The 17051-nt window shown below is 58.7% G+C and carries 15 protein-coding genes; 7 read left to right on the plus strand and 8 right to left on the minus strand.

The window, feature by feature from the left end; translation table 11 throughout:
- Nucleotides 1-5 precede the first annotated feature (5 nt).
- On the plus strand, nt 6-1070 hold the full coding sequence (gene hemE / locus BM275_RS14790) for a uroporphyrinogen decarboxylase (RefSeq protein WP_023446025.1): 1065 nt from the start codon (nt 6-8) through the stop codon (nt 1068-1070).
- 56 nt (nt 1071-1126) lie between these two features.
- On the opposite strand, the gene BM275_RS14795 is transcribed toward hemE, so the two are convergent.
- Entirely contained in the window at nt 1127-2392 is a 1266-nt protein-coding gene (locus BM275_RS14795) for an MFS transporter (protein WP_090522080.1), read from the minus strand.
- A 190-nt stretch (nt 2393-2582) separates the two neighbouring features.
- On the opposite strand from BM275_RS14795, the gene BM275_RS14800 reads away from it, so the two are divergent.
- Nucleotides 2583-3482: a LysR family transcriptional regulator gene (locus BM275_RS14800; RefSeq protein ID WP_044315415.1), complete on the plus strand. Its 900-nt coding sequence runs from the start codon at nt 2583-2585 to the stop codon at nt 3480-3482.
- A gap of 61 nt (nt 3483-3543) precedes the next feature.
- Here the strand turns inward: BM275_RS14800 and BM275_RS14805 are convergent, their stop codons facing one another.
- Nucleotides 3544-3969 (minus strand): hypothetical protein, encoded by a 426-nt coding sequence (locus BM275_RS14805; protein WP_044315407.1) that lies wholly within the window; start codon nt 3967-3969, stop codon nt 3544-3546.
- A 275-nt stretch (nt 3970-4244) separates the two neighbouring features.
- On the opposite strand from BM275_RS14805, the gene BM275_RS14810 reads away from it, so the two are divergent.
- Nucleotides 4245-4733, plus strand: a complete 489-nt coding sequence (locus tag BM275_RS14810; RefSeq protein ID WP_044315408.1) for a DUF3015 domain-containing protein — start codon at nt 4245-4247, stop codon at nt 4731-4733.
- A 67-nt stretch (nt 4734-4800) separates the two neighbouring features.
- Complete coding sequence (locus BM275_RS14815) at nt 4801-6651, plus strand: Lnb N-terminal periplasmic domain-containing protein (protein WP_090522036.1); 1851 nt, start codon at nt 4801-4803, stop codon at nt 6649-6651.
- A gap of 34 nt (nt 6652-6685) precedes the next feature.
- Here the strand turns inward: BM275_RS14815 and BM275_RS14820 are convergent, their stop codons facing one another.
- From BM275_RS14820 to BM275_RS14835, 4 genes are all read right to left on the minus strand, one after another.
- A complete protein-coding gene (locus BM275_RS14820; protein ID WP_090522038.1) occupies nt 6686-6976 on the minus strand; it encodes a hypothetical protein in 291 nt (96 codons plus the stop codon).
- A 109-nt stretch (nt 6977-7085) separates the two neighbouring features.
- The gene (trxC, locus tag BM275_RS14825; RefSeq protein ID WP_041015153.1) at nt 7086-7523 is read right to left on the minus strand and encodes a thioredoxin TrxC; all 438 of its coding nucleotides are present in this window, start codon (nt 7521-7523) and stop codon (nt 7086-7088) included.
- Nucleotides 7524-7585: 62 nt separating this feature from the next.
- The gene (locus BM275_RS14830) at nt 7586-8863 is read right to left on the minus strand and encodes a bifunctional O-acetylhomoserine aminocarboxypropyltransferase/cysteine synthase (RefSeq protein WP_014821707.1); all 1278 of its coding nucleotides are present in this window, start codon (nt 8861-8863) and stop codon (nt 7586-7588) included.
- 93 nt (nt 8864-8956) lie between these two features.
- Nucleotides 8957-10747, minus strand: a complete 1791-nt coding sequence (locus tag BM275_RS14835; RefSeq protein ID WP_090522040.1) for an SLC13 family permease — start codon at nt 10745-10747, stop codon at nt 8957-8959.
- Nucleotides 10748-11167: 420 nt separating this feature from the next.
- On the opposite strand from BM275_RS14835, the gene BM275_RS14840 reads away from it, so the two are divergent.
- Both BM275_RS14840 and BM275_RS14845 read left to right on the plus strand, forming a co-directional pair.
- Complete coding sequence (locus BM275_RS14840; protein WP_045632897.1) at nt 11168-12631, plus strand: site-specific integrase; 1464 nt, start codon at nt 11168-11170, stop codon at nt 12629-12631.
- 253 nt (nt 12632-12884) lie between these two features.
- The gene (locus BM275_RS14845; RefSeq protein WP_082065062.1) at nt 12885-13058 is read left to right on the plus strand and encodes a helix-turn-helix transcriptional regulator; all 174 of its coding nucleotides are present in this window, start codon (nt 12885-12887) and stop codon (nt 13056-13058) included.
- A gap of 260 nt (nt 13059-13318) precedes the next feature.
- On the opposite strand, the gene BM275_RS14850 is transcribed toward BM275_RS14845, so the two are convergent.
- On the minus strand, nt 13319-13645 hold the full coding sequence (locus BM275_RS14850; RefSeq protein WP_139229576.1) for a hypothetical protein: 327 nt from the start codon (nt 13643-13645) through the stop codon (nt 13319-13321).
- An 847-nt stretch (nt 13646-14492) separates the two neighbouring features.
- Between BM275_RS14850 and BM275_RS14855 the strand changes: the two genes are divergently transcribed.
- Nucleotides 14493-15167 carry a 3'-5' exonuclease gene (locus BM275_RS14855; protein ID WP_045632900.1) on the plus strand — a complete coding sequence of 225 codons (675 nt, stop codon included), beginning with the start codon at nt 14493-14495 and terminating at the stop codon, nt 15165-15167.
- A gap of 814 nt (nt 15168-15981) precedes the next feature.
- On the opposite strand, the gene BM275_RS22425 is transcribed toward BM275_RS14855, so the two are convergent.
- The gene (locus BM275_RS22425; RefSeq protein WP_244153882.1) at nt 15982-17043 is read right to left on the minus strand and encodes an RNaseH domain-containing protein; all 1062 of its coding nucleotides are present in this window, start codon (nt 17041-17043) and stop codon (nt 15982-15984) included.
- Between the last annotated feature and the right edge of the window lie 8 nt (nt 17044-17051).

Here is a 17051-nt window from a genome sequence, read left to right on the forward strand (position 1 = left end):
CTGCCATGACCGTCTTGAAGAACGACCGCTTCCTTCGTGCCCTGCTCAAGCAGCCTGTCGACGTCACCCCGGTGTGGATGATGCGCCAGGCCGGCCGCTATCTGCCCGAGTACCGGGCCAGCCGCGCCAAGGCCGGTGACTTCATGAGCCTGTGCATGAATCCCGAACTCGCTTGCGAGGTGACGCTGCAGCCGCTGGATCGCTATCCGCTGGATGCCGCGATCCTCTTCTCCGACATCCTCACCGTGCCGGACGCCATGGGTTTGGGGCTGTACTTCGAGACCGGCGAGGGACCGCGCTTCAAGAAGGTGGTGAGCACCGTTGCGGACATCGAGGCGCTGCCGATTCCCGATCCGGAGAAGGACCTGGGCTATGTGATGGACGCAGTGCGTACCATTCGCCGTGAACTCAATGGCCGCGTGCCGCTGATCGGGTTCTCCGGCAGCCCCTGGACCCTGGCGACCTACATGGTCGAGGGCGGCTCGTCGAAGGATTTCCGTAAGTCCAAGGCGATGCTCTACGAGAACCCGCAGGCGATGCACGCCCTGCTGGACAAGCTGGCGCAGTCGGTCACCAGCTACCTCAATGGCCAGATCCTCGCCGGTGCCCAGGCGGTGCAGATCTTCGATTCCTGGGGTGGCAGCCTGTCGGCCGCGGCCTATCAGGAGTTCTCCCTGGCCTACATGCGCAAGATCGTCGATGGCCTGATTCGCGAACATGACGGCCGCCGCGTGCCGGTCATCATGTTCACCAAGGGCGGCGGCCTCTGGCTGGAATCGATGGCCGACTCGGGCGTCGAAGCGCTGGGGCTGGACTGGACCTGCGATATCGGCGAGGCACGCCGCCGCGTCGGCGGCAAGGTCGCACTGCAGGGCAACATGGACCCGAGCGTGCTCTATGCCAAGCCCGACGCCATCCGCGCGGAGGTGGCGCGCATTCTGGCCAGTTTCGGCCATGGCGAAGGCCACGTGTTCAACCTGGGCCACGGCATCACGCCGGAAGTCGATCCCGCTCATGCCGGCGCCTTCATCGAGTCGGTCCACGAGCTGTCGGCGCAGTACCACGGCTGATTGTCAGCGGCTCCAGGAAAACGCCCCGCATTTGCGGGGCGTTTTGCTTTACCGGCTCAGTGAGCCGCTTGCAGCTCCGGCAGTGGGCGCAGGCGCGCCAGGTGCAGGGCCACGGCGAGGGCGATCAGCAACAGCGAGGCCATGAACAGACCTACGCCGTCCCAGCCGGCAGCGTGCCAGAAGACCCCGCCCAGCGTGCCGGCGATGCTCGAGCCCAGGTAGTAGCTGAACAGATAGAGCGAAGACGCCTGGCCGCGAGCCTGTTGGGCGCGGCGGCCGATCCAGCTGCTGGCCACCGAATGGGCGCCAAAGAAACCGAAGGTGAACAGCAGCATGCCCAGCAATACCAGCGGCAGTCTGTCGAACAGGGTCAGGGCCACGCCTGCCAACATGAGGGCGATTACCAGCCAGAACACTCGGCGCCGGCCGAAGCGATCAGCGAGCGCGCCCACCTGTGCCGAACTGTAGATGCCCGACAGATAGAGCACCGCCAGCAGGCCGATCATGGTCTGGCTGAGGTGGAACGGCTCGGCAATCAGCCGATAGCCGATGTAGTTGTATAGCGTGACGAAGCTGCCCATCAGCAGGAACCCCTGCAGGAACAGCCACGGCAGGCCGGCATCGCGAAAATGCAGCGTGTAGCCCTGCAGCAAGCCGCGTAGGCGCAACGGGCGTGGGTGGAAGTGCCGCGACTCCGGCAGGAAGCGCCAGAGCAACAGCGCCGCCAGTAGCGCCAGACCGCCCATCACTCCGAGCACGCTGTGCCACGACAGGTAGTCCACCAGCACGCCGCTCAGCAAGCGTCCGCTCATGCCGCCGATGGCATTGCCGCCGATATACAGCCCCATCGCCAGGCCGAGGTGGTGCGGGTGGATCTCTTCGCTCAAGTAGGTCATGGCCACCGCAGCCACTCCGCTGAGCGCCAAGCCAACCAGCGCGCGCATCAGCAGTACGCCTTCCCAGCTGGGTGCGAGTGCACTGCCGACGGTGAACACGGCGGCAGCGAGCAGGGAGACGACCAGCACCTGCTTGCGGCCGATGGCATCGGAGATCGGTCCGGTGATCAGCAATCCGACGGCCAGTGTCAGGGTCGAGAGCGAAAGGATCAGGCTGCTCTGCGCTGCGTTGATGCCGAACGCCTGCGACAGCATGGGCATCATCGGCTGCACGCAGTACAGCAGGGCGAAGGTGGCGAAGCCGCCAGCGAACAGGGCCAGGGCAGTGCGCGCGAAGCGCTGCGTGCCTTTCTCGGTATGGCTGATGGGCGCGCCAGGCGCAGGTATCTCTGCTGACGCGCCACTGGCGCCGTGCGTACTGCTCACGATGAAGACCTCTGTCCGATTCGCTTTTTCCGGCCAAAAGCGGCTCGTTACGCCTGTGATCATTTTTTCGATCGGCGGGCGCGATTGCTGTTGTTCGGGTTTATGGGCGAAATGATAGGAAGCTTTGTTTAAGCTATCCAATATATTATTCGACCCTATTGATATGTTTTACGAATCGTTTGGAGCGCACGTGGAACTGAGACATCTACGCTATTTCGTGGCGGTGGCCGAAGAGCTGCACTTCGGTCGAGCAGCCGAACTGCTGCGCATCTCTCAGCCGCCGCTTAGCCAGCAGATCCAGGCTCTGGAACAGGAGCTGGGCGTGCGCCTGTTCGACCGCACCAACCGCCGGGTGTCGCTGACCGACGCGGGGCGGCTGTTTCTCGACGAGACCCGGCGCACGCTGGCTCAGGTGGACAAGTCGGTCGATGTGGTGCGGCGTGCCGAGCAGGGTGAGATCGGCGAGCTGCAGGTCGGCTTCACCTCGTCAGCGCCCTTTACGTCGATTCTGCCGCGGGCGATTCTGGCCTTTCGCCAGGCCTTCCCGGCGGTGCACCTCGCGCTGCAGGAGATGACCAGCAAGCAGGTGATCGACGCGGTGCAGGACGAGACGCTGCAGGTCGGCATGATCCGTCCCTTTGCCTTGCCGCCGGGCCTGCAGACCGTCGAGCTGTTCAGCGAGCCACTGGTAGCGCTGATGCATACGGGGCATTCGCTTGCCGAAGCAGGGGAGGAGGGCCTGGCTCTGGCGGAGCTGGCCGACGAGCCCTTCGTATTCTTTCCGCGCAGCTACGGCACCGGGCTCTACGATCAGTTGCTCAATCTGGCGCGACAGGCGGGATTCAGCCCGCGAATCGCGCAGGAAGCGAACGAGGCTCTGACAATTATCGGACTGGTCGCGGCGGGATTGGGCGTGTCGGTGCTGCCGGCATCCTTTCGCCGTATCCGTATCGACGGAGTGCGCTTCCGCACCCTGTCGGATCAGGACGCCACCACAGCTGTGTGGCTGGTCAAGCGCCGCCAGGAGCAGTCGCCGCTGGCGCAGGCCTTCATGGATCTGGTGACGCGCGAGGCGCTTTCGGGCAGTTGAAGCACCCCTCAGCGGCTGGCGCGAAGCCGGTTGCGGGCCTGGGCCGTTGCCGGCCAAGCAATCAGTTGAAGTCGTACTTCGCTTCGATCTTGCGCTTTTGCAGGGTGTAGTGGGTCAGATCGATCTGGTTCTGCGCCAATTGATCTTCCAGCGCGTCCATCTCGCTGTTTTCCAGCTTGCTGACGTGCTGCTTGGTCGCGTGATAGTTGATCGTTTCCGCTGCGCTGTGCCCGCTTACCGGGTCCCACAGGATGGACAGGGGCCAGAACAGCAAGTTGACCACGCCGAAACCGTACTCCCGACCGTAGAACGAGCCACCGCCGGGTAGCAGGCCGAGTGCCGTCCCGAGGGCGGGGCTTTTCTCTTCGACCGCCAGCCCGGCGGCTTCATAGTGGCGAAGTTCGGATTTCTGATATGAATTCAGGCCGCTCGCGCAGCCGGTAGAGGCGAGAATCGTACCGGCGAGAATGATAGGGGTTAGTTTCACGACAGCTCCTTGTAATTGCGGACATGCGCGCTCCTTGACGCGCGGTCGCGGAAACTATCATGAAAGATGGCGATATGACATGTCGCTGCACAGCTAATGCTGACGCGTTGGTATTTGGCTGGGCGGTATGGCTATGTGGTAGGCGGAAAGGTCTCGGCGGCTTTAGCTTGAACTGTTCAGCGGTGCGGGCCTTTTTAGCTTGACACTGTCCACTGCCCTGCCAAAGCTACAGCGCAGCCGGCGAGGGCGCCGGTTATCCACCAAAGAGAACGATCATGAAACGGATTCTGCTAGCGTCCCTGCTCCTTACCGCTTCCGCCAGTGCCTTCGCCACCGCTCCGGGTGGGCCGGGTTGCGGCTGGGGCAACATGCTGTTCGAAGGTCAGCGCGGTCTGCCGTCGCACCTAGTGGCTTCGATCACCAACGGGACATCCGGTAATGCCACCTTCGGCATGACCTCCGGTACCAATGGTTGCTCCACTGATGGGGCGTTGCAGTACAACGGCAAACCGATGCTGGTGCTCGGCAGCATCATGACCGAACTGTCTGAAGACATGGCCATGGGCGAAGGTGAGGCGCTGACGACCTATGCCGTCGTGCTGGGCATCAAGCCTGAGGATCGCGCACATTTCGCCAGCGTCACCCAGGCGCACTTCGACGAAATCTTCAGCTCCGCCGATGTGACCGCCGAACAGGTCCATGCTGCTACCCTGGCGGTGCTCAAAGCGGATGCTCGTCTGGCTCAGTACGTCGAGCAGGCCTGAGTTTCACGCGCCTACCATTGTGCCCGCTCCGGCGGGCACTTTCATATCCGCTTGCCATTGGCCGAATATGCTTCGACCCCTGCTATTGCTGGCGCTATGTAGCCTAAGCGCCGTCGTGCTGGCTTCTCCACCCCCTGTTTCTGCCTTGCATCGGCTTGCCGACGAGGCCTACTGGCATTCGCTTGGTCACTACGAGCGCGGCAAGCTTGGCGGCTGGCGAAGCTATGTCGATGATGATGACTTCTTCCTGGCCGAGGGCGGCGAACAAGATCCGGCGGCTGAGCTCGCGGCGACGCTCGCCGCCCTTTATGCTCCCGCGGATCAGGGTGACCCGCATGCTCAATGTGTCTACCCCGCGCGCACCCGTTGGTTACGCGAGCAGTTGAGCCTGACCGATCTGCCAGCGGTCGAGTGCTCCGAATTCACAATCTGGTTCGCCGAAGTCGCGCCGCACAGGGCCGTGCTGGTCTTCCCAGCGGCCTATCTCAATAGCCCATCATCAATGTTCGGTCATACGCTGCTGCGTATCGATCAGGCCAACATCGATACACAGGGTAGCCCCCTGCTGAGTTCCGCGCTCAATTTCGGGGCCTTCATCGAAGGGTTAGATAACAGCATCCTCTATGCCTGGAAGGGCCTGATGGGAGGCTATCCCGGATTGTTTTCGCTGCTGCCGTATCGCGAGAAGATCGGCGAGTACAGCCGCCTAGAGAATCGTGATCTGTGGGAATACCGGCTGAATCTGACGCCGGATGAGACGGGGCGGATGCTTGAGCATGTCTGGGAGCTCAAGCAGATACGCTTCGATTACTTCTTCTTTGACGAGAATTGCTCGTACCGCCTGCTTGAATTGCTGGAAATCGCCCGGCCCGGGCTCAGGCTGACTGCGCAGTTTCCGTTAACTGCAATACCGGCCGACACCGTGCGCGCCGTGATCGATGCAGGGCTTGTCGAGGGTATCGATTACCGCCCTTCGCGTGAGCGAGAATTGCTGGCTCGCACCGAGCCACTCGAAACCGAGGAACTAACCTGGGTTCGCCAACTGGCCGACGATCCACAGGTGCTTAAGCAGAGCGACTATCTCAAGCTGCCGGCAGAACGCCGCGCCTTGATTCAGGATGGCGCTTACCGCCTGGTTCGCTATCGCGTCACCGGAGAGGAGCGCGATGCGGCCAATGCCGCTCAAAGCTATCGTCTGCTGCAGGCAATCAATCGTAATCCGCCGCCTCGCCTGGAGGTCGAGCGGCCGGTTCTGCCTGAATATGGCCATGAGTCACGCACGCTGCAGTTCGGCCTCGGCAGCCACGGTGATCGAGCCTTCGCCGAGTATGGGCTGCGCATGGCCTATCACGATCTGCTCGACAATCTCGAAGGCTTTCCGATGGGCGCGCAGATTGAAATCGCCCAGCTGCGGATGCGTCAGTACGAAGGCAACCGCTGGACGCTGCAACGGCTGGACCTGGCCGGAATTCGTTCGTTGACGCCCGTTACGCCGTTGCTGAGGCCCTGGTCCTGGCAGGTCGCCGCGGGGTTGGAACGCGTGCCGGAGGCTGATCAGGATCGACTGGTGGGGCATCTCAACGGCGGCGGTGGCTTCACGTGGCAGTTTGGAGACGGTCTGCTCGGCTTTGCTTTGGCTACGGCCCGGCTTGAGCACAACCCGGATTTCGGCGCGGCCATCAGTCCGGCCGCGGGTTTCGATAGCGGACTGCTCTGGCGGAATAGAGCGGGAAATCTGCTCCTTGAAGCGCGCGGCGACTATTTCCACAACGGCGAAGTGCGCCGACGCATCAGCTTCGCTCAGCAGTTCGAACTGTATGACGATATCGGCCTGCGTCTGGGCCTGGAGCGTAGCTTCAGCCATCGCGCCGAGGCCGAAACTGAAGTCCAGTTACAACTGCGCTGGTACTACTACTGAGGGGCCCTGCCTGCTTGCAGGGCGAGCTATCAGGTCAGGGCTGTTTGTAATGGGCAGGGGTTTCGCCTTTCTCCTGCTTGGGCACACGGGTAGCGCGGATGTCGGTGATGCCCATGACTTCGGCCTGCTCAAGTAACTGTGCTTCGTCAGCACCCGCTTTAGGCATCACCAGACTGTTCTCGGCGTCGCCATTGTGTAGCTCGATGAGATGGCGAGCCGCTTCGCCCTGAGACAGGCTGTCCGCATCGGCGTCATAGGTCTCGGCGCGCGGATCGTTCTGGTAGATGTAGTTAATTTCGAATGTATGCGAAGGCTTGTCGAACATAAGGCGCTCCTGTTGAGTCACTGATGTTCAGTGGACTCGACGGCGTCGACAATCGTTCCGGTATACGCGCTGCGTGCACATTTCAGCGGAACTTCCTCCTTGCGGTGACTTACTTCACGCCGTGCTGCGCCAGCCACGCCATCAGCTGCGGCAACGGCATGGCGCCGCTCTGTCTGGCGACCTCACGGCCGTTGCGGAACAGGATCAGGCTGGGAATCGAGCGGATGCCAAGTTGCGTCGACAGCTGTGCATTGGCCTCGCTGTCGAGCTTGGCCAGGCGGCAGCGGCCCTGGAGCTGACTGGCAGCCTGCGCAAAGGTCGGGGCGAAACTGCGGCAGGGCCCGCACCAGCTGGCCCAGACATCTATCAGTAGCGGCAGGTCGCCCTTGATCTGGTTGGCGAACTGGCTCTGTTGCAAGTCGAACGGAGCGTTTGGCAACGCCTCGGCCTTGCACCGACCGCAGCGCGGTGCGTCGTGCAGCCGGTCCGCGGGGATACGATTGAGGCTGGCGCAGTGCGCGCAGGGGACGATCAGTGATTCGGTCATGACGAGGCTCCACGGCGGTATGCCATTAATGTGGAGCCTCGGTGGCGGATATCAAGCGCGAGTCAGCCCTTGGACGCGCTCAGCGCCTGGGCCAGATCGGCGAGGATGTCGTCGATGTGCTCGATACCGATGGATAGCCGGATCAGGTCCTGTGACACACCGGCGCGGGCCAGTTCCTCGGCATTCAGCTGGCGGTGCGTGGTGCTGGCTGGATGGCAGGCCAGGGACTTGGCGTCGCCGATGTTCACCAGCCGCACCACCAGCTTGAGCGCGTCGATAAAGCGCGCGCCGGCTTCCATGCCGCCCTCGATACCGAAGCAGAGGATCGACGCCGGCATGCCTCCCATATAACGGCGAGCCAGTTCGTGCTCGGGGTGATCCGGTAGCCCGGCGTATTTGACCCAGGCCACTTGCGGATGGGCCTGCAGGAACTCGGCGACCTTCAGTGCATTCTCGCAATGGCGTTCCATGCGCAGCGCCAGGGTTTCCAGCCCCTGCAGGATCAGGAACGAATTGAATGGCGAAATGGCCGCGCCCATGTTGCGCAGCGGCACCACGCGGCAGCGGCCGATGAAGGCGGCGGGACCGAACGCTTCGGTGTAGGTGACGCCGTGGTAGGACACATCGGGCGTGTTCAGCAGCGCGAAGCGCTCCTTGTGCTGCGCCCAGGGAAACTTGCCGGAGTCGACCACGATCCCGCCGATGCTGGTGCCGTGGCCGCCCATGTACTTGGTCAGCGAGTGCACGACGATGTCCGCGCCATGCTCGAAGGGGCGGCAGAGCATCGGCGTGGCGACGGTGTTGTCAACGATCAGCGGCACGCCGTGGCGGTGTGCGGCTTCGGCCAGGGCGGCTAGGTCGATGATGTTGCCCGCCGGGTTGCCGATGGATTCGCAGAACACCGCCTTGGTGCGTTCGTCTATCAGCGCTTCCAGGGCGGCGATGTCATCGTGGGCGGCGAAGCGTACTTCGATGCCCTGGCGCGGCAGGGTATGGGCGAACAGGTTGTAGGTACCGCCGTAGAGCTTGGCGACCGAGACGATGTTGTCGCCGACCTCGGCGATGGTCTGGATGGCGTAGGTGATTGCCGCCATTCCCGAGGCAACGGCCAGTGCCGCCACCCCGCCTTCCAGTGCCGCGACGCGCTGCTCGAGCACGTCGGTGGTGGGATTCATGATGCGTGTATAGATGTTGCCCGGCACCTTCAGATCGAACAGGTCGGCGCCGTGCTGGGTGTCGTCGAAGGCATAGGAAGTGGTCTGGTAGATCGGTACCGCCACCGCCCGGGTGGTCGGGTCCGGGCTGTAGCCTGCATGGATGGCGAGAGTTTCCAGTTTCATGGTGCGCTCCTTGTTCTTGTTCGTCGGGGGCAAAGGCCCGAGAGCATGAAACTGAACGCCTGGACGGTCAATGATCCAGGGCAAGCCTTATCGTCAGAGCGGCGTGAGCGGCCAGAACAGCGGAATCACCAGCGTCGCCACGACCCACAACAGCAGGTTCAGTGGTATGCCCACCTTGAGGAAGTCGGTGAAGCGGTAGCCACCGGCGTTGTAGACGAAGGTGTTGGTCTGATAGCCGATCGGCGTGGCGAAACTGGCGCTGGCGGCGAACATCACGGCGACCACGAACGCGCGCGGGTCGACTCCCAGATGCTGGGCCAGGCCGATTGCGATCGGAGTGATCAGTACGGCCACCGCGTTGTTCGACAGCATCTCGGTGAGCATCGAGGTCAGCAGGTAGATGAACGACAGCATGAACAGCGGGCCGGCCCAGGGGGTAATGGCCGTTACGTTCTGCACGACCAGCTGTACCAGGCCAACTTTGTCCATGGCGATGCTGATTGCCAGCATGCCGAAGATCAGGCTGAGGATCTTCCAGTCGACTGCCTTGTAGGCGTCCTCGACGTCCAGACAGCGCGTCGCCAACACCGCGGCCGCACCAATGATCGCCAGGCCTTCGATCGGCATCACGCCAAAGGCTGCCAACACCATGACCGCCAGGGTGGCGATGATCGCGATCGGTGCCTTGTCGCGGCGAAAGGCGCGCTCCTGTATCGCGTTGAGGCTGATCAGCTCGCCGTTGTCGGCGAAACGCTTGATCTGCGCGGGCGTGCCCTCGACCAGCATCACATCGCCGAACTGCAGCTGGAAATCGTCGAAGTTGCCCTGAATGTTCTCGTCCTGCCGGTGCACGGCCAAGACGCTGATGCCGTAGCGCGCGGATAGGTCGAGGTCGCGCATCGGTCGGTGGCTGTAGCGCGAGCCGCGGCCGACGATGGCTTCGGCAAGGATCACGTCTTCGCTGCTGATGGTTTCGAAGGCGTCGCCCCGGTTAAAGGTCAGGTGGCCGCTTTCGCGCAGCTCCACCACGTCCTTGACCTGGCCATGGATCATCAGTAGGTCGCCGGCGGTCAGGGTGAAGTCATGTTCCGGACGGCTGAACAGCTGCGCGTTGCGATTCACCTGCAGAACCTGCAGCCCGCTGCCGCCGTTTAGGTTGGCCTCGGCGATGGTCTTGCCGATCACCGGCGAGTTCAGCGGCACACGCAGCTCGGTCATGAAGTTGCGATCAAGGCGTGGGCCGAGCAGCTTGGACAGGGTGTCGCGTTCCGGCAGCAGATGCTTGCCGATGGTCAGCAAATAGAGCATGCCGGCTGCGGCCAAGATCAGTCCCGCCGCGGTGATCTCGAACATGCCGAAGGGCGCAAGGCCGGCCTTGCGCGCCACACCGTCGACGAGGATGTTGGTCGAGGTGCCGATCATGGTCAGCGTGCCGCCGAGAATCGTCGCGTACGACAGTGGAATCAGCAGTTTCGAGGGGGTTGTGCCGGCACGCTTGGCCAGGGAAATCGCCACCGGCGTGAGGATTGCCACCACCGGCGTATTGTTCAGGCAGGCGGAAATCACCAGCGCGGTAATCGTCAGGCCGAACAAGACTCGTGCAGGGCTGGTGCCCACCAGATTACCCAGCCAGTTGCCCAGCGCATCGATGCATCCGGTTCGCTCCAGCGCCGCCGAGATGATGAACATGCAGGCAATGGTGACGGGCGCCGAGTTGGACAGCACGCCCAGCACCTCACCAGGTGTCAGCAACTGCGTTGCCAGCAGCACCGCCACGGCGATCGCCACGACGATATCGGGACTCCAGCTCTCCCTCACGAACGCCACCAATACCCAGAGCAGCAAAGCGCAGACGAACAACAGCGGCAGCGATTCTGGAAGCATGGACGTCCTTAAGGGTGGCGACTGAGGCACGTCGGAACAACGGGCCCGCGGCGCAAGATAGAGACGTCAGCTTAGAGAGTCCAGAAACCTTTCCTGCTGTTTATATACGATCTGGTTATTAACGGCGGATGGGCACGGCTGGAGAGCAATGAGCTGAAAAAAGAAGGATCGCCGATTGAACAGTGATAAACGAAAAAGCCGCGCGGTGCGCGGCTTTGAAGGTGGTGGGCCCACACGGACTCGAACCGTGGACCAAAGGATTATGAGGCAGTAAAAAGCACGTTTCTGGTCGTTTCCCAGCGTCTCCCGAAAAAAGCCGATTTAGCGCGTTACCCTAAATTCAAGGGGTTAGGTGTTTCTCCTTGGTTCCGGGTGTGGCCTGTCATGCCCTAAGAAACGGTACGCAAAGCGGTACTCAAAATGGCAGTGGAATCGGGCAAAACGAGCAGTAGGAAGTATCTGACGGATGTGGCGCTGAAGGCTCTGAAGCCTGGTCAGACGGCCACTGATTCGTTACCAGGACGTGGTAGTGGATCGATCTTATTCACCTGTCGCGACTCCGGGGCTGTAGAGGCGTACTACCGCCGTCGTGATGGAGGGGGGCAGAAGATAAAACTAGGTGTCTTCAAGAAAACACCAAAGAACCCGGGTCTCTCGCTTACTGAACTTCGCGAGCAAGCGGTGCGTTACGCAAAGATCGCTGCAGAGCATGGTGACATCAAGGCTTACCTAGCCAGATGTGCTGCTGAGGAAGAGGCTGTGCAAGCCGAACGCCAGCGTCAGCTGCATGAGCAGCAGCGACTTGCTGCAATAGAGGCTTCAAAAGGCACTTTGTCTGAATTGTTTCGGGATTACATCGAAGACCGTCGCCGTGATGGAGTTTCAGCTGCGCAGATCAAGGAGTTCGAGCGTGTGCTGTCTAAGGATCTGGAAGGCGAGAAAGTTGTAGCCGTAAGCAAGGAAGGCCAAGAGGAACGGCTCAACATCATGAATATGAAGGCCAAGGATGTCAGGCCGGAGCATGTGAATCTTCTGCTGAAACCAATCTGGGATAGGGGAGCTGGGCGTCAGACGGGCAAGGTTCGTTCGTTTCTCGTGGCTGCTTTCAATTTTGGCCTGAAAGCTGAGCATCATATCGACCGAAGCAGTAATAAAAGCTACGGACTTCAGATGAATCCTGCGGACCCAGTGACTGTCCCGAACACTTCAAAGCCTGGCGAGCGCGCTCTGACTGATAAGGAGCTGAGGCAATTTTGGCACACCATTACCAAGGTCGATTCGGTTGGTGCAATTATGGCGCGTGTCTTCCATTTTGCTTTTGCTACTGCAGGGCAGCGCCCCCTCCAGTTTATCCGTGAGCCCTGGACCAGCTACAACTTTCAAAAGAAGTACTTGAAGATCATCGATAGCAAAGGACGTGGCAGTAAAAAACGTGCTCACTTCGTTCCCTTAAGCAGTAGGGCCTTGCAGGTCCTTGAACAGGTTCGTGCCTTGCAGTCTCCAGGGGCTATATACCCCTGGAGTGTTGGTGGACAAAAGCCGATTCACGCGTCCAGCCTGTCTCATGCGGTGGCCGAGTGGTTTGCGACTGAGCATGCAAAGCTGGACTGCCAGCCCGTTCCGAAATTTACACCGCGTGATATCCGGCGCACGTGCACGCAGTTCATGCAGCGCAACGACATCAAGGATTTCGATAGTGACGCGCTGCAATCACACGGGCAAACAGGTGTTGTCGTTACACACTACCGCAATAACCCTGAAGCGAAATTGGCCCAGATGCGCCCAACCATGGAGGCTTTCGATGCTGCGCTGAGTCGTCTGCTCGATAGTTCTGATGAGGATGAGCATCAAGCTGAACAGCTGGATTTGTTCGAGATTGGATAAACGTTCTAAAAGTCAAGTATTTTGTTGCGTGACTTGAGGTGCTGTGAAAATATACAGGGGTGGTGGTTATGCGGAGCCGCCAGATTTGCCGCTATGCTGTTGTCTACTTGATGCGTAGCGGAACTGGAGAAGTAGAACTAATGCCTTGGAAGGCACGATCCGTCTGAGCAATTACCAATGGGGAAAACAACACCACTGCTGTACCTATGCCTGCCTTTTTATCTCTCGATACGGGAGGTGGCTTATGTCTGAGATGATTCTCTTGGACTTCAATGCCGTTAGCCGTAAGGTCGGATTGAGCCGCAAGACCATCTACTGCCGGATTCGGGAGGGCGACTTCCCGAGGCAAGTCAAGATAGGCCGTGCAAGTCGCTGGCTTCAGCACGAAGTCGATGATTGGATAACAAGCGCTGCTGCAGCGAGATAGCAAAGAGGCCGGTCAAATGACCGGCATTTTTTGCTCACAAGGACCATAGGATTACCAGTCCTGTTGTCTTGCTCATTTAGGCAGATCCTTGGTCGCGAGGGTCGTGCTGCGATTATCTGAATTATGAGCTAGCGATAATTATTGCTGAGCCCTAATACGAATAATCGTAGCGATTCTTGCGTCGGCGTGGCCATCGCGTAACTGCAGCAGGACTTGCATAGTCGCATGCCCTCGGCGTCGGCGTCGGCGTCGGCATTGCGCTAATGCGCCTGCAGGAGGCCATGGCCGTATCGGACGTATTGACGCTGCAAGCGTCGCACAGCGTGCGCTTCGTCACTCGGAGCCGCCTCCGCCTCCGCCTCCATCTCCAGCAGATCGCCCTCTGCCCAAGCCGTGGCTCGGAGTAAATCGTCGGGCAGCTCAACAATTAAGTCATCGCTGTCATCACCGGCATCGATATAGGTCAGTCTCCAGCCTATCGTTAGCGCCTTCAAAGTAGGAATTCGCTCGTTGTCTTCTGATTCAATACTCGAAAGCATCCGATACCGACCCTTTCGTGACGCCTGACTACGGTTCATCGTGCTCAAACCAACCGCGCTCCTATTTCATCTGCGTAACCCTTTGTCAGACGTATTTTTAGAATTCGCAAGTATCGCATTTCTAAAATTAGATACCTTCATGGTCATTTTAAAAATAACTAGTTCCGCCGGCCAAGGGCTTTTGCTTGGCTGTACGTAGGCAAGTGTGTGGCACCGCAAGGCTACCGGTTACTCTGTAACTTTGATCGGCGGGGCTGTTTTACAGGGTTTAGCGCGGATGCATTGTATGCGGGTCTGTCTATTGACTTGTGCCTGGTAAAGAGCAGCCACAATGATTTACGCATCTGTCGGTATTCGTCTGCTTGCTAACGCCTGGGTTACTGTGTGAGGCATCGGTTCCAGTATCAATGGATATTGATATCGAATAATCCTGCAAGATATAGAGCGTAGCCAATAGCACCGCTCCGAAATGAATAATGTAATGGACGATGTTGGCGATTTTGTAGATTCGAGAGTCTGTATTTTGGCTCATTTTCCCCAGTCCTTTTAAAATGTGCTTACATTGAGGTGGTTATTGATCACTCCAATTATAATTTTTAGCTGATGCTTAGCAATATTTCTCATTTATGCTTATTGACAAAAAGCCACTTTTTTATGTGTGTATGTGGTTGCCTATGCGGAAAGCTATCAAAGATCTTGTTTATGTTGATGCTTGGAAACTTTAAACAGGTGATGCTAATGATTAGGTTTTTGAAATTCAGAAAGTTAGCGCGAATAGGCGCTTCCCCGGTTTGTTATAGCCGCGAGTGGCGGTTTACACAGGGACGAGTAGTGACTATGAAATGAGCACAGAGGGTGTGCGCGATGCAATTACTTATTAAGAGGGGTGGGTGTCATGCAGGTAAAGCGTTGGGGGCAGCTTGATGCCCTTCGTCAACAACTTGGTGAAAGTCGCTGGTTACTTTGCGTGGATCTAGAAGCGACCTGTGATGACTACCCAGTCGGGCTAGACGAGGCGGCCCGGAACGCCCATGTGTTGGAAGTCCAGCGCCATGAGATGGAGACAATTGAAGTTGGTATCACGCTGTTGGATGTTCAGTTGGAGTACAGGATTGTTGATCATTTTGGACAGTTCGTCCGGCCGCTGCTTCGCCCCAAGTTAACTGAGTTTTGCACGGGGCTGACCGGCATATCTCAATCTGATGTCGACACTGCGGAGCGTTTCGCGGCGGTACAAGATCAGCTTGGTGACTGGCTGGCGCCGCGAGATACAGAAGGCTGGCGCTGGTGCTCTTGGGGAGATTACGACCGGAAGCAGCTGAAGGAGGACGCTATCAGAGCAGGGGTAGATGTATTGCTGGATCCAGCGCGTCATATCAATTTAAAGAAATGCTTTTGGAAGATTTTCGCTTGCCGTGCGCTAGGGCTGAAGTGTGCAGTGGAGAGCATAGGCCTTTCCTGGGAGGGCAAGCATCACAGGGCCATCGACGATGCGCGCAATCTGGCACGGTTAGCGCAGCTGCTGCTAAATAGTGACGCCCAGCGACACGGGCGTCATGGAATGGACTGACCATTGCGAAGGGCGACGATGGTGCAGTAACAGCGTTTCGATGGAAACGGATTGTGTCTATCAAAGGGTGTTTCCATGCAGAACGGTGCAGATGCGAGTGGTGGTTCCACGGAAACGTGTTGTGACTGCAAATGGTTGTTTCCATGGAAACAGGGTAGCTGCGGGTGATTGTTCCTACGGAAACGTGTTGTGACTGAGGATGGTTGTTTCCATGGAAACATGGGGTAGCTGCGAGCGACTGGTTCCGCGGAAACGTGTTGTGACTGTGAATGGTTGTTTCCATGGAACACGGGGTAGCTTCGAGTCGCGGGTGCCGCGGAAAAGTGTTGTGTCTGTGAATGGTTGTTTCCATGGAAACACGGGTAGCTTCGAGTGGGCGGGCACCGCGGAAAAGTGTTGGGACTGTGAATGGCTGTTTCCATGGAAACACGGGGTTACTGCGAGTGGCGGTTCCCACGGACAAGGGTTGTGACTGCGAAATGGTTGTTGTTTCCATGGAAACACGGGATAGCTTCAAGTAGCGGCTTCTACGGGGACCAGTTGCATCTATGAATGGGTGTTTCCATGGAAACACGATGCGCCATAAGGCACACCCTTCGCCGTTCAGATGAAATCCTCTCCCTGCTACGTTCCCTGTAACCTATCTCTTAGTTTTCGTGTGGTTATATGTGAGCAGAATCGAGACATTTGAATGGCAGACTAGGGTTCGTCTGGTCAATATGAACCAAAATCCAGTGCATATGGAGCACAACTTAAGACCGAGTGCTAACAAGTGACTATTTGACCGGCTTCAGTGCCCCACACATTAGATTCCCTAATTTCCATACCGGTTCGCTTCAGACTTGCGTCGCATTTCCAAAATTGGATGGTCTGCCGCTACTTGTTTGCCCAAGTGCATGGGCCCAGGCAGACGCAGGTAGCCGTCCCACAGTGAAGGGTTCCTGCACAGCAAGGCGACCTGTTCAGCGATCACTGTCGCAGTGCTAAATGCCCCGGGCGTTATGATCGTGATTTCTGTTACGCCCAACTGCTGCCATGGATCTCGCAGGTCTCGTTCTGATACGTCGTATCTTGTGTTCTCGCGCTGTGAGCGAACGCTGCCGTACTGCTTAGACGGTGACACGAAATAAAATACCGAGGCGCTCTCGCAAGATTGAAAAGCTCCCACCTTCGTCCCGATGTAGTGAGCCGAGTTGGGAGACAAGGTGTGGTTGCCGCTGATCTGTGCTACCTGGTGATCGGCTCGAATGCGGACGACAGCGGCATCTGATGGGACGGGAGGAAGACCCTCCCCGGGGCCATCTTTCAATGCTCCATAGAAGGTTCTTAGATTGGCATCGAGGCAGACGATCAACGAGTCGTTCGAATTGATCTTGCAGTCCAGCAAGGATTGGGTGACCAATGCCTTCAATTGGTCAGGCTTGAGCAGAGTGTCCGTCCCGTGGATGGCGGCCAAGCCCTCGCCGTAGCTGAACCATTTGCCATTGGAATCCAGGCAAGATTCGAACCAGAAAACCTCTGGTTTATTCCCGCCCAACACCGTCCGGGTGATAACCGGCAGATAGATGGCCGGGCCTTTATCCTGAATTCTATCCAGCAAAATCGACAGCACCGTTGTGCTCGCCGGCATCGATTTTACTTTGGGCGTCGGAACGGGGAGGTGCCCGCTTAGTCGAATCGCTTCGATGATCGAGTTGGTAGCTTTGAAATCACGATCATCCGCTTTGGTCTTCCGCCTCTTAGCTTGTGCATCAGGGTCGATATGCATGATGAACTGGGTCGCGATGCCGTGCTTTGCCAGTACCCTTCGAATGACGTGCTTGGGGTCTAGCCCTGCTTCCTGAGAGGCAGCGGACGTACTGGTCTCAACGATCATTACCTTTG

Source organism: Stutzerimonas kunmingensis (assembly GCF_900114065.1).
Classification (GTDB): domain Bacteria; phylum Pseudomonadota; class Gammaproteobacteria; order Pseudomonadales; family Pseudomonadaceae; genus Stutzerimonas; species Stutzerimonas kunmingensis.